Source organism: Noviherbaspirillum sp. ST9 (assembly GCF_048799745.1).
Classification (GTDB): Bacteria; Pseudomonadota; Gammaproteobacteria; order Burkholderiales; family Burkholderiaceae_D; genus Noviherbaspirillum.
Map to the genome: position 1 here is coordinate 161,744 of NZ_JBLWFR010000007.1, position 12,938 is coordinate 174,681.

The window sequence follows — 12,938 nt, forward strand, 5'->3', positions numbered from 1 at the left end:
CGGTTCTGTATGCGGACGCGGTCACGCTAGTTCATCACATTGAGTTCTTCGGTGCGGCGCGGCGGGTAGGATTCCCACTGGCTGCATCCGGGGCATTGCCAGTAGAACTGGCGCGCCTTGAAGCCGCAGTGGCTGCACTGATAGCGCGCCAATTTCTGGGTGTAGCCATGCACGAGGTTCTTGACCAACGAAAGCTCCGGCCGCACTTCGGGCGGTGCTTCCATCAGGCGCGCCTCGAGGAGCTTGTCCAGCCCCAGCAGCGTCGGCGTGCGCCGCAGCTCGTCACTCACAAGGTGATTGGCCGCGTCCACGCCGTCAAGCTCGAGGACTGCCTTGAATACCACCTCCAGCAAATCGATCGAAGGCGCCTCCGCCAGATAGCTCTTGAGCAGGTTGAGGCCCTCCTGCGGACGCCCGACATTGCGATAGCCGTCCATCAGGCGCTGCGCGACGAGCGCGACATGTGGAACACTCTGCTGCTCGACGCGCCGCCAAGCCATAAGCGCCGCCTCCGTATCCCCTTTGGCAAGGTGAACGTCGCCAATCAGGATGGCCGCGCGAACGTTGCTGCGGTCCGCGGCCAACGCCTTTTCAAGCATGCCCAAAGCCGAGTCCGGATGCGTATGCACCAGCTCGTCCTGCGCCAACTCGCAATAGAACTGTGCGATTTCCTTCTGCTTCGCTCCTGCACCGGATTCCTGAAGCGCGCGAGCGGCATCGATGGCGCGCAGCCATTCCTTTTCGCGCTGGTAGATCTCGAGCAGCGCGCGGCGCGCCTGGGCGCCATACTGCGTATCGACCAAGGCATTGAAGGTTTCTTCCGCGCGATCCAGCAAGCCGGCCTTCAGGTAGTCCTGGCCAAGTTCATATTGCGATTGAAGCTTGTAGTCCAGCGGCAGATCGGGGCGCGCAAGCAGATTCTGGTGCACGCGAATGGCGCGCTCCATTTCGCCTCGGCGTCGGAACAGGTTGCCAAGCGCGAAATGCAGTTCAATGGTTTCCGGATCGAGCTTGACGATTTCAATGAAGGCATCGATCGCCTTGTCCGGCTGTTCGTTCAGCAGAAAGTTAAGTCCTTTGAAGTAGCCGCGTGGCAGGCTCCGTGATTCCGACACGAGCTGGTTGATATCGACGCGTGCCGCAATCCAGCCAAGGCCGAAAAAGATTGGGATGCCAAGCAGCCACCAGGTTTCGAATTCCATGCGTTCTTGTTCTTGTCAGGTTATTTGTTGACGACCGTGTCGGGTTGAGGGGGCTGCACACGCGCCATGCGCTTGGCTTCGTTCTCTTTCTCCATGGCCGAAAATGCCTTTTTCTGTTTCGTCAGGTCGCGACGGTAGCGGAACAGAGTGGGAATCATGGCGAGAATGCCGAGCGCGGCGCCGCCGGCAAAGAAGGACAGCAGCAGCAGGACCAGCGGTCCCCGGATTTCGTAATCGAAGAAGAAGCGCAACGACGCTTCCTGGGTGTTCTTCAGTGCAAAACCGAAGAAGACGATGAAGAGGATGGCCGCAACGATTCTGAACAGGATTTTCATGGCGCGGCGTCCTTATTGATTTGAATGGGCATGCGTGTTGGCCGGAGCTCTACTGACAGGATGAAATTGTACGTGAAGTTTCAATGACAACCAGCGTGCAAAACAACGCCGCTCCGTCAACAAGCGCAACAAGCAAAAAAAACGGCATCCGAAGATGCCGTTTTGATTCCTGCAATAACGTTCAGTCTTCCTTGATCGGCTGACCCACCATCGCATCCACACGTTCCCGCAATTCCTTGCCGGGCTTGAAGTGCGGCACCCGTTTTTCGGGAACCATCACCTTGTCGCCCGATTTCGGGTTGCGGCCAATGCGAGGAGGACGGCTGTTCAGTGCAAAGCTCCCGAAGCCGCGAATCTCGATACGCTGGCCGTTGGACAGAGCCTCGGCCATTGCATCGAGAATGGTTTTCACCGCGTAATCCGCATCCTTTGCAACCAGTTGCGGATAACGCTCGGCCAAGCGGGCAATCAGCTCGGACTTAGTCATTGTCGGTTTCGACCTTATTGCTTGTTGTCGAGCTTGGCCTTCAGCAGTGCGCCCAGGCTGGTGGTGCCCGAAGCAGCGCTGGAGTCAGCGGACATCTTCTGCATGGCTTCCTGCGTCTCAGCGTTGTCCTTCGCCTTGATGGACAGCTGGATGCTGCGTGCCTTGCGGTCGATGTTGATGACCATTGCTTCGACCTTGTCGCCAGCCTTCAGGTGAGTACCGGCATCTTCCACGCGGTCGCGGGAGATTTCGGATGCACGCAAGTAGCCTTCGACTTCGTCGGACAGCTGGATTACAGCGCCCTTCGGCTCGACGGACTTGACGGTACCGGTCACGACTGCGCCCTTGTCGTTCATTGCAACGAAGTTGTTGAACGGGTCGCCTTCGAGTTGCTTGACGCCCAGGGAAACGCGCTCGCGCTCGACGTCGATTGCCAGGACCACGGCTTCCAGTTCGTCGCCCTTCTTGAACTTGCGGACGGCTTCTTCGCCGGCTTCGGTCCAGGACAGGTCGGACAGGTGAACCAGGCCGTCGATGTTGCCAGCCAGGCCGATGAAGACGCCGAAGTCGGTGATCGACTTGATCGCGCCCTTCACCTTGTCGCCCTTCTTGTGGTTCATCGCGAAGTCATCCCACGGATTCGGCTTGCACTGCTTCATGCCGAGGGAGATACGACGACGCTCTTCGTCGATTTCCAGGACCATGACTTCGACTTCGTCGCCCAGCTGGACAACCTTGTTCGGCGCCACGTTCTTGTTGGTCCAGTCCATTTCGGAGACGTGCACCAGGCCTTCGATGCCCTGCTCGACTTCCACGAACGCACCGTAGTCGGTCAGGTTGGTAACCTTGCCGAACAGGCGGGTGCCTTGCGGATAACGACGGGACAGACCGGTCCACGGATCGTCGCCCAGTTGCTTGACGCCCAGGGAGACGCGGTTCTTCTCTTGATCGTACTTGAGGACCTTCGCGGTGATCTCTTGGCCGACGGACAGCACTTCCGACGGGTGACGCACACGGCGCCATGCCAGGTCGGTGATGTGCAGCAGGCCGTCGATGCCGCCGAGGTCAACGAACGCGCCGTAGTCGGTGATGTTCTTGACGATACCGGTGACGACGGTGCCTTCCTTCAGGGTTTCCATCAGCTTGGCGCGCTCTTCGCCCATCGACTCTTCGATGACGGCGCGGCGGGACAGCACAACGTTGTTGCGCTTGCGGTCCAGCTTGATGACCTTGAATTCCATGGTCTTGCCTTCGTACGGCGTGGTGTCCTTCACCGGACGGGTGTCGACCAGCGAACCCGGGAGGAATGCACGGATGCCGTTGGTCAGAACAGTCAGGCCGCCCTTGACCTTGCCGTTGACGGTGCCGGTCACGATTTCGCCGGACTCCATCGCCTTCTCGAGCGCGAGCCAGGAAGCCAGACGCTTCGCCTTGTCACGCGAGAGGATGGTGTCGCCAAAACCGTTTTCGAGCGATTCGATCGCAACGGTCACGAAGTCGCCAACCTGGACTTCGACTTCACCGTTGTCGTTCTTGAATTCTTCGATGGGGATGAAAGCTTCGGATTTCAGGCCCGCGTTCACGACGACAAAGTTGTAGTCGACACGGACGACTTCAGCGGAAATCACTTCACCGGAACGCATGTCCTGACGGGAAAGGGACTCCTCGAACAGGGCTGCAAAGCTTTCCATACCGGTAGATTGTTGTTGCGCAGTAGACATAAATGAGAAAAAGTTGGCCAGCGATGATCGCGTCTTTATCCGGTCATGCACTGGGTTAAGTTAATCAACACCCGCCAAGGCCTTGCGCCAGGCCGGGCACCAATCGCACTGCAAAAACAGCGTAATCGCTACGCGTGCTTTTTTACCGCCGCATACCATCTGAGCACCTGCTCGACGGCCTCGTCGGCAGTCATGTGCGAAGTATCCAGAATGTGTGCTCCTTCAGCGGGTTTCAAGGGGGCGATTGCACGATTTGAATCGCGCGCGTCCCGCTCCCTCAAATCCTTGAGAAGGTCTTCCATATTAGCAGGAAAACCCTTGTCAATCAATTGCTTATATCTTCTCTCGGCGCGCGCTTCCACGCTTGCCGTGAGGAATACCTTGAGCACTGCATGGGGGAAAATCACGGTGCCCATGTCGCGGCCATCCGCCACCAGACCCGGCGCAACACGAAAGTTCAGTTGCAAGCCCGCCAATGCGTGCCGAACCGTTGGCAATGCGGCAATTTTCGATGCCGTATTGCCAACCTCTTCAGCCCGGATGGCAGAGGTAACGTTCTCATTGCCCAGCCAGATTTCGTCGCCGATAAAACGGCACGGCAGCTTTTCGGCAACTTTCGCGATCGCGTGTTCATCGTTAAGCGCCACTTCGTGCCGGAGCACGCTAAGGGCGGTCAACCGGTACAGTGCGCCGGAATCAAGGTAATGGAAATGAAGTTGCTGCGCGACGCGGTTGGCGACAGTGCCTTTTCCTGAAGCAGTCGGACCGTCAATCGTGATGACCGGAATGGTATGGGTATGCATCGTGTATGGAGTTCGAAGACGTTGCGCATCGTTTGCGGAACGCCCGGTCAGAACAGCTTGTTCTGGGCAACTTTTGCGAATGCGTCGAAGTAGTCCGGGAAGGTCTTGGCAACGCATTTGGGATCATTGATCCGGATGGTATTGCCGCGCCTTGCCGCTCCATCGAGTGATGCCAGCGAAAAACACATCGCCATCCGGTGGTCATCATACGTATCGATTGCCGCCGTACTGATGACCGACGGCGGCGTCACCCGCAGGTAATCCGCCCCCTCTTCCACCGTGGCGCCGACCTTGCGCAATTCCGTTGCCATCGCCGCGATACGATCGGTTTCCTTGACGCGCCAGCTGCCGATGTTGCGCAGGGTGCTCGGTCCATCTGCATAAAGCGCTGCAACGGCGATCGTCATGGCTGCATCGGGAATGTGATTGAAGTCCGCATCGATCGCCTTCAAGACGCCATTGGACTTTGCCTCGATCCAGTTGTCGCCCATCGTGATGCTTGCGCCCATCTGTTCCAGCGCCTCGACAAAGCGAACGTCGCCCTGGATGCTGTTGCGCCCCACGCCCTCCACCCGGACGGGACCACCTGCGATGGCTCCGGCAGCGAGGAAATACGAGGCCGACGAGGCGTCGCCTTCGACGTGGATCGAGCCTGGGCTGAGATATTTCTGTCCGGCACCAACGGTGAAAGACTGCCAGCCGCTCCGCTCGACCGCCACACCGAACCGCTGCATCAGATTGAGCGTGATTTCGATGTAGGGCTTGGAGATCAGCTCGCCGATGACCTCGATCGTGACGGGATGTTCGGATGCCATCAACGGCGATGCCATCAGTAACGCGGTCAGGAACTGACTCGACACGTTGCCCTTGACCTGCATGCACTGGGCATGAATGTGCCCGCGGCGGATATGCAGCGGCGGGTAGCCCAGCTGCCCGGTGTACTCGATCTGCGTGCCGACCGCATTCAATGCATCGACAAGATCGCCGATGGGACGCTCATGCATCCGCGATACGCCATGAAGCGTAAAGTCGCCGCCGATGACAGCCAGTGCAGCAGTCAGAGGACGAATGGCGGTGCCGGCATTTCCCATGAACAAATCCGCCTGGTGAACCGGCAGCGCCCCGGCCACGCCATGGACGATGTAATCCTGCGTCTCGCCGATCTGCTCCCACTTCACACCCAGCTTCTGCAGGGCCATCAGCATTACATGGGTGTCATCGGAGGCAAGAAGATCAAAGATTTTTGTCGTTCCCTGCGCCAGCGCGGCGAGCAGGAGGATTCGGTTGGAAATGCTCTTCGATCCGGGAAGCCGCACATTGCCTTGGGCATGCATTGCCGGCTGCAGGTCGAGGTGATGAGGGTAATGCTTCATTAGTCGCCGCCTTGTTTGTTCTGTTGTTCGGCAGCCTCGATGGTGCGAATCCAGTTCTGCCGTGCGCGTTGCGCATTCGCATAGACCGCCTCGATCGCCTTGCCGTTTCGTTCCGCAAGCAATTCGCGCAATTGGGCGAGTTGCGCCATATACGCATCCAATTCACCCAGCAAAGCGATCTGATTGGCGAGGGAAATATCGCGCCACATCTCGGGCGACGATCCGGCAATGCGCGTGAAATCGCGAAAGCCGCTTGCCGCGTATTGGAACAGCACGTCCGCATGGGGCTTCCTGGCAACATCGTCGACCAGTGCGTAGGCGAGCAAATGCGGCAAGTGGCTGACCGCGGCGAAAACTCGGTCGTGCTCTTCCGGCGTCAATCGATGGATGATTGCGCCGCACAGGGCCCATGCCTGGGCGACGAGTCCCACGTCGCGCTCCGTGTTTTCGGGCAAGCGCGTGAGAACTGTTTTCTTACCGACATACAAGTCGACAATGGCAGCGTCGGGTCCATTCTGCTCACGCCCGGCAATAGGATGCCCTGGCACAAATTGGGCGACCTTTCCACCGAGCGCCTTGCGCGCTGCCTCGACGACATCACTCTTGGTGCTACCCGCATCCGTGACGACGGTCCCTGGCTGGAGATGCGGCTCGATGGAGGCAAGGATGGCTTCGGTTTGCGCCACCGGGGCGGCGATCAGAATGAGATCCGCACCGTGTACTGCCTCCTCGACTGAGTGGCTTGCGATATCGACGATCCCCAATTCCTTGGCGCGTGCAAGCGATGAAGCACTGCGCCCGACGCCGACAACTTGGCGGACAGCGCCGGCTTTCTTAAGGGCAAGCGCAAATGAACCGCCAATGAGACCAACGCCGAAGATGGATATTTTATTGAACACGCGCGCCCCCGCTCCGCCCGCTCAGGTCAGCACTTGCTTGAGTGCCGCGATAAAGGCTTCGTTTTCTTCCGGCAAGCCGATCGATACCCGGATCCACTGCGGCAATCCGTAATTGCCGACCGGGCGCACGATGATGCCGCGCTTGAGCAGGGCGAGGTTCACCCGCGCGCCGGCGCCATCGTCATTGCCGACCTTGAACAACACGAAATTGCCATATGAGGGCACATACTCGATATCCATCGCGTCGAAAGCATTCGTCAACTGACGGTAGCCATCGGCATTGAGCTTTGCGCTCTTTTGCAGGAAGGCGGCATCGGTCAGAGCAGCGACAGCAGCAGCCTGCGCCATGGAATTGACATTGAACGGCTGGCGAATGCGATTGAGCAGGTCGGTAATCGACGGCTGCGCAATACCGAAGCCGATGCGTAATCCAGCGAGGCCATACGCCTTCGACATGGTGCGCGACACCAGCAGGTTCGGGTATTGCCTGACCCACTCCACCGATTCGTACTGCAGTTCGGGCGCGAGGTATTCGTTGTACGCCTCATCCAGCACCACAACGACGTCCTGCGGGACTTTCTTCAGGAAGGCCTCGATGTCAGCCGCCGGAATGAAGGTGCCGGTCGGGTTGTTGGGATTGGCGATGAACACCAGCTTGGTATCCGCAGTAATGGCTTTTGCCATCGCTTCCAGGTCATGCCCGTAATTCTTCGCAGCGACGACGATCGCGCGTCCGCCGACCGCCTGCGTCGCCAGCGCGTACACGGCGAACGAATACTGGGCATAGACCACGGATTGACCGGGCTGTACGAAGGCATGCGCTGCAAGTTCGAGGATATCGTTGCTGCCGTTGCCAAGCGTGATCCATTCCTGAGGCACGCCGTATTTTGAGGTGATCGCCTGCTTCAGCTCGAAGCCATTCGCATCCGGATAGCGGCCAATGTCTGTCACTGCGTTGAGCATCGCCTGCTTCGCCGATTCCGGCATACCGAGCGGATTTTCATTTGATGCGAGCTTGATGATCTTTGCTTCATCAAGGCCGAACTCGCGAGCAACTTCAGCGATGGGCTTGCCACCCTGGTAAGGGGCGATGGCGCGAACGTAATCGGGTCCGAATTGGAGTGACATAACGATTTCCTGAACAGGTGTCCCACCAGGCAGGTCGCGAGACCGCGCGTGCCCGGAAATGACAGGACAAATTACAAACTAAACGGATATGAGCCGAGCACCTTGAAGAAGGGTGCGTTCTGCTTCAGCTCTGCCATGGCCTTTGCGACCCTCTCGTCCTGGACATGGCCTTCCACGTCGACGTAGAAGTAGTACTCCCACGTGCCCATGCGCGCCGGACGGGATTCGAAACGCGTCATCGACACCCCGTGTGTGGCGAGCGGAGCCAGCATGTTGTAGACCGCGCCGGCCTTGTTGGGCACTGCGAGCACGAGCGAGGTCTGATCCTTTCCGCTCGGCGCAGGCTGAAGGCGACCGACCACCGCGAAGCGCGTGCGGTTGTGCGGATCATCCTGCACGTGCGCCTTGACGACGCCGAGGTTGTAACGCTGCCCGGCAATCTCGCCGGCGATGGCAGCGGCAGTCGGATCTTCGCTGGCGATGCGTGCTGCCTCGCCGTTGGACGCAACCGCCTGACGTTCGATATTCGGATAATTGAGATTCAGCCACACCTGGCACTGGGCGAGTGCCTGCGAATGCGCGCAGATGCGGGTAATGCCATCCATCGTGCCGCTCTTGGTCATCAGGCTGTGATGCACGGGAATGGACAGTTCGCCGCTGATGGACAGCGTCGTTTGCAGCATCAGATCGAGGGTACGGTTGATTGCACCTTCGGAAGAATTTTCAATTGGAACCACGCCAAAGTCCGCAGTGCCTGCCTCGGCGGCACGGAAGACTTCGTCGATGGAACTGCAAGGCACGCCTTCAACGGCATGGCCGAATTGCTGGTACACGGCCTGTTCACTGAAGGTGCCGGCGGGGCCAAGATAAGCCACCGCCACGCGCCGCTCCAGCGCGCGGCACGAGGACATGATCTCGCGGAAGATGGTCTGAACGTCGTGACCGTCGAGCGGCCCCGGATTGTTGTCGGCAACCTTGCGCAGGACCTGCGCTTCGCGCTCGGGGCGGAACACCGGGGCATTGGTTTCAGCCTTTACGTGTCCGACTTCTTGCGCCACGCGTGCACGACGGTTAAGCAGATCGAGGATTTGCGCGTCGATCGCGTCAATCTGCTCGCGAAGGGGTTTAAGTTTGTCGTCGCTCATCATCTTGAGGTAAGTCCGGCGGGAGATAGACACGGCCTCGTAAAAATCCGCCGCCGGAAGGGCATTAACCGTGCTTCTTCTCGAATTCCTTGAGGTAATCAACGAGCGCCTGCACGCCCTCCATCGGCATCGCATTGTAGATCGATGCACGCATGCCGCCCACGGACTTGTGGCCCTTGAGTTGCAACAGGTTGTGCTCCTTCGCGCCGGCCAGGAAAGCGTCGTTCAGCGACTCGTCCTTCAGGAAAAACGGCACGTTCATGCGGGAGCGGCAATCTTTCGCAATATGATTGCTGTAGAAATCGGTCGAATCCAGATAGTCGTACAACAGCGCGGCTTTCGCGATGTTGCGTTGTTCCATCGCATCAACGCCGCCCTGCTTCTTCAGCCACTGGAACACCAGTCCAGCGATGTAGATGCCGTAGGTCGGCGGGGTGTTGTACATTGAATTGTTTTCGGCGACGAGCTTCCAGTCGAAAGCCGAGGGGCAAATTGGCAGCGCATGACCAATCAGGTCATCGCGCACGATGGCGATCGTGAGGCCTGCGGGGCCGATATTCTTCTGTGCGCCACCAAAGATGACGCCGTACTTCGACACATCGATCGCACGCGAAAGGATGTGTGACGACATGTCTGCCACGAGCGGTACGTCACCGACGTCGGGCGCGTACTGGAACTCGACGCCATCAATCGTTTCGTTGGTGCAGATGTGAACGTAGGCCGCGTCCTTTGACAACTTCCACGCATCACGCGGCGGAATGAACGCAAATTTCGCACTTTCGGAAGTAGCGGCAACGTTGACGTTGCAATACTTCTTCGCTTCCTTGATCGACTTGCCCGACCACGAACCCGTGTGAATGAAATCGGCAACGGCGGGTTGTGACTTCGTGCCGAGCAGGTTCATCGGCACGATCGCGTTCTCACCAATTCCGCCGCCCTGCAGGAACAGGATGCGGTAGTTCGACGGAACGGAAAGCAGCTCGCGCAGGTCGCGCTCCGCCGCTTCGTAGATTGAAATGAACTCCTTGCCGCGATGGCTCATTTCCATCACGGACATGCCGCTGCCGTGCCAGTCGAGCATTTCATCGGCCGCCTGCTGCAGCACTTCCTGCGGCAGAACTGCCGGGCCGGCGGAGAAGTTATAGACGCGCGTCATTACTCCTCCGTTCCGGCACCTTCAACCGCACCGCCTTCGACGCCGGCTTCTTCCTCGGCATCCGATTCAACGATACGCTGCAGGCCGCTCAGTTTGGTGCCGTCTTCGACAGCGATCAGCGTGACGCCTTGTGTCGCGCGGCCCATCTCGCGGATCTCTGCCACGCGGGTACGAATCAGTACGCCGCCAGTGGTGATGAGCATGATTTCGTCGCTCGTATCAACCAATGTGGCTGCAACGACTTTGCCGTTGCGCTCGCTGGTCTGGATCGCGATCATGCCCTTGGTACCGCGGCCGTGGCGTGTGTACTCGGTAATCGGCGTGCGCTTGCCGAAGCCGTTCTCGGTCGCGGTCAGCACGGATTGCTGCTCATTTTCCGCAACCAGCAATGCGATGACCTGCTGCCCGTCTTCCAGGTTCATGCCGCGCACGCCGCGCGCCAGGCGACCCATCGGACGAACGTCGTTTTCATCGAAACGGACCGCCTTGCCGGCATCCGAGAACAGCATCACGTCATGCTTGCCGTCCGTCAGCGCCGCACCGATGAGGAAGTCGCCCTCATCCAGGTCCACGGCAATGATGCCGGCCTTGCGCGGATTGCTGAATTCGGTCAGCGGCGTCTTCTTTACGGTACCCAAGCTGGTCGCCATGAACACATAGTGGTCCTCTGGGAAGGTACGGTTCTCGCCGGAGAGCGGCAGCACGACGGTGATCTTCTCGCCGTCCTGTAGCGGGAACATGTTGACGATCGGCTTGCCGCGCGAATTGCGGGAACCCTGCGGCACTTCCCACACCTTCAGCCAGTACAGACGGCCGCGATTGGAGAAGCACAGGATGTAATCGTGCGTGTTGGCGATGAAGAGCTGGTCGATCCAGTCGTCTTCCTTGGTCGCCATGGCCTGCTTGCCGCGCCCACCACGCTTCTGCGCCCGATATTCGGACACCGGTTGGGACTTCATATAACCGGAATGCGACAGCGTCACCACCATATCTTGCGGAGCGATGAGGTCTTCGGTTTCGAGATCGGTCGCGTTCAGTTCGATCGTGGAACGACGGGTGTCCTTTGCGCCGTCGCCATACTCGTTCTTGGCGGCGGTCAGTTCGTCGGAAATGATGGCAGTCACGCGCTCCGGCTTGGCAAGAATATCCAGCAGGTCGGCGATCTGCGCCATGACTTCCTTGTATTCGTTGACGATCTTGTCCTGCTCGAGACCGGTCAGGCGCTGCAGGCGCATCTGGAGGATTTCCTGCGCCTGGTCGTCGGAGAGCTTGTAGAGGCCGTCCGTCTGAATGCCGTAGTGCTTCGGCAGGTTCTCCGGACGGAAAGCGTCCGCCCCGCCGACGTTTTCACCGGCTGCGCGAACGAGCATTTCGCGCACGAGCGACGAGTCCCATGCGCGTGCCATCAATTCGGACTTAGCGATCGGCGGCGTCGGTGCCGCCTTGATGATTGCAATAAAGTCGTCAATGTTTGCCAGCGCGACGGCAAGACCTTCGAGCACATGCCCACGCTCGCGTGCCTTGCGGAGTTCGAAAACGGTACGACGCGTCACCACTTCGCGGCGATGCGACAGGAAGCACTCCAGCATCTGCTTCAGGTTCAACAGCTTCGGCTGGCCGTCGACCAGCGCGACCATGTTCATCCCGAAGGTGTCCTGCAGTTGCGTCTGCTTGTACAGGTTGTTGAGCACCACTTCCGGCACTTCGCCGCGCTTGAGCTCGATCACCACGCGCATGCCCGACTTGTCAGACTCGTCACGGATATCGGAAATGCCTTCCAGTTTCTTGTCGCGCACCAGCTCGGCGATACGCTCGAGCAGCGACTTCTTGTTCACCTGGTACGGCAGCTCATCGACGATGATCGCGGTCCGGTTGTCCTTACCGAATTCCTCGAAATGCGTCTTCGCGCGCATCACCACGCGACCGCGGCCGGTGCGATAGCCATCGCGCACGCCGGACACGCCGTAGATGATGCCCGCAGTCGGGAAGTCGGGCGCGGGGATGAGTTCGATCAGCTCATCGATCGTGCACTCAGGGTTACGCAGCACGTGCAGCGAGCCGTTGATGACTTCGGAAATGTTATGCGGCGGGATGTTGGTCGCCATGCCGACTGCGATACCTGACGAGCCGTTGATCAGCAGGTTGGGAATGCGCGTAGGAAGTACCGACGGCTCCTTCTCCTTGCCGTCGTAGTTCGGCACGAAGTCGACCGTTTCCTTCTCGATGTCCGCCAGCAGCTCGCTGGAAATCTTGTCGAGGCGGCACTCGGTGTAACGCATTGCCGCAGCGTTGTCGCCGTCGACCGAGCCGAAGTTGCCCTGGCCGTCGACCAGCGTGTAACGCAGCGAGAAATCCTGCGCCATGCGAACGAGGGTGTCGTAAATCGCCTGGTCGCCGTGCGGGTGGTATTTACCCATGACTTCACCGACCACGCGCGCACACTTCACGTAGGGACGATTCCAAACGTTGTTTGTTTCATGCATCGCAAAGAGAACGCGGCGATGCACCGGCTTCAGGCCGTCGCGCACGTCGGGAAGCGCACGCCCCACAATCACGCTCATCGCGTAATCGAGGTAGCTCTTGCGCATCTCTTCTTCGAGGGAAATCGGGATTGTCTCTTTGGCGAATTGATCCATTGGCGAGTCGGCTTGTGTGTGCTGAGGTTCGAGATGCCGGCATCGCTGAAAAT

The 12,938-nt window shown here is 59.1% G+C and carries 11 protein-coding genes; all 11 read right to left on the reverse strand.

Translation table 11 applies throughout. The features are described 5' to 3' along the window. Positions 1–26: 26 nt before the first annotated feature. Complete coding sequence (gene lapB, locus ACNOHI_RS17355) at positions 27–1,202, reverse strand: lipopolysaccharide assembly protein LapB (protein WP_420475940.1); 1,176 nt, start codon at positions 1,200–1,202, stop codon at positions 27–29. A gap of 20 nt (positions 1,203–1,222) precedes the next feature. Further along, positions 1,223–1,537 (reverse strand): LapA family protein, encoded by a 315-nt coding sequence (locus tag ACNOHI_RS17360; protein WP_420475941.1) that lies wholly within the window; start codon positions 1,535–1,537, stop codon positions 1,223–1,225. Between the two features lie 181 nt (positions 1,538–1,718). Beyond that, complete coding sequence (locus ACNOHI_RS17365) at positions 1,719–2,024, reverse strand: integration host factor subunit beta (protein WP_088710132.1); 306 nt, start codon at positions 2,022–2,024, stop codon at positions 1,719–1,721. A 14-nt stretch (positions 2,025–2,038) separates the two neighbouring features. Beyond that, positions 2,039–3,745, reverse strand: a complete 1,707-nt coding sequence (gene rpsA, locus ACNOHI_RS17370; protein WP_420475942.1) for a 30S ribosomal protein S1 — start codon at positions 3,743–3,745, stop codon at positions 2,039–2,041. A 128-nt stretch (positions 3,746–3,873) separates the two neighbouring features. Further along, positions 3,874–4,548, reverse strand: coding sequence for a (d)CMP kinase (cmk, locus tag ACNOHI_RS17375; RefSeq protein ID WP_420475943.1), 675 nt, complete (start codon positions 4,546–4,548; stop codon positions 3,874–3,876). A 47-nt stretch (positions 4,549–4,595) separates the two neighbouring features. Beyond that, positions 4,596–5,921 carry a 3-phosphoshikimate 1-carboxyvinyltransferase gene (gene aroA, locus ACNOHI_RS17380; protein WP_420475944.1) on the reverse strand — a complete coding sequence of 442 codons (1,326 nt, stop codon included), beginning with the start codon at positions 5,919–5,921 and terminating at the stop codon, positions 4,596–4,598. Continuing rightward, on the reverse strand, positions 5,921–6,820 hold the full coding sequence (locus ACNOHI_RS17385) for a prephenate dehydrogenase (protein WP_420475945.1): 900 nt from the start codon (positions 6,818–6,820) through the stop codon (positions 5,921–5,923). The genes aroA and ACNOHI_RS17385 overlap by 1 nt, the downstream gene beginning before the upstream one ends. 21 nt (positions 6,821–6,841) lie before the next feature. Then, positions 6,842–7,948, reverse strand: a complete 1,107-nt coding sequence (hisC, locus tag ACNOHI_RS17390) for a histidinol-phosphate transaminase (protein WP_420475946.1) — start codon at positions 7,946–7,948, stop codon at positions 6,842–6,844. 71 nt (positions 7,949–8,019) lie between these two features. Further along, on the reverse strand, positions 8,020–9,093 hold the full coding sequence (gene pheA / locus ACNOHI_RS17395) for a prephenate dehydratase (protein ID WP_420476172.1): 1,074 nt from the start codon (positions 9,091–9,093) through the stop codon (positions 8,020–8,022). A gap of 64 nt (positions 9,094–9,157) precedes the next feature. Next, on the reverse strand, positions 9,158–10,249 hold the full coding sequence (serC, locus tag ACNOHI_RS17400; RefSeq protein WP_420475947.1) for a 3-phosphoserine/phosphohydroxythreonine transaminase: 1,092 nt from the start codon (positions 10,247–10,249) through the stop codon (positions 9,158–9,160). Then, positions 10,249–12,885: a DNA gyrase subunit A gene (gyrA, locus tag ACNOHI_RS17405; protein ID WP_420475948.1), complete on the reverse strand. Its 2,637-nt coding sequence runs from the start codon at positions 12,883–12,885 to the stop codon at positions 10,249–10,251. The genes serC and gyrA overlap by 1 nt, the downstream gene beginning before the upstream one ends. Positions 12,886–12,938 lie beyond the last annotated feature (53 nt).

Coding starts and splice junctions, on each gene's coding strand:
- lapB (WP_420475940.1), bottom strand. CDS start 1,202: ATGGAATTCGAAACCTGGTGGCTGCTTGGCATCCCAATCTTTTTCGGC.
- ACNOHI_RS17360 (WP_420475941.1), bottom strand. CDS start 1,537: ATGAAAATCCTGTTCAGAATCGTTGCGGCCATCCTCTTCATCGTCTTC.
- ACNOHI_RS17365 (WP_088710132.1), bottom strand. CDS start 2,024: ATGACTAAGTCCGAGCTGATTGCCCGCTTGGCCGAGCGTTATCCGCAA.
- rpsA (WP_420475942.1), bottom strand. CDS start 3,745: ATGTCTACTGCGCAACAACAATCTACCGGTATGGAAAGCTTTGCAGCC.
- cmk (WP_420475943.1), bottom strand. CDS start 4,548: ATGCATACCCATACCATTCCGGTCATCACGATTGACGGTCCGACTGCT.
- aroA (WP_420475944.1), bottom strand. CDS start 5,921: ATGAAGCATTACCCTCATCACCTCGACCTGCAGCCGGCAATGCATGCC.
- hisC (WP_420475946.1), bottom strand. CDS start 7,948: ATGTCACTCCAATTCGGACCCGATTACGTTCGCGCCATCGCCCCTTAC.
- pheA (WP_420476172.1), bottom strand. CDS start 9,093: ATGAGCGACGACAAACTTAAACCCCTTCGCGAGCAGATTGACGCGATC.
- serC (WP_420475947.1), bottom strand. CDS start 10,249: ATGACGCGCGTCTATAACTTCTCCGCCGGCCCGGCAGTTCTGCCGCAG.
- gyrA (WP_420475948.1), bottom strand. CDS start 12,885: ATGGATCAATTCGCCAAAGAGACAATCCCGATTTCCCTCGAAGAAGAG.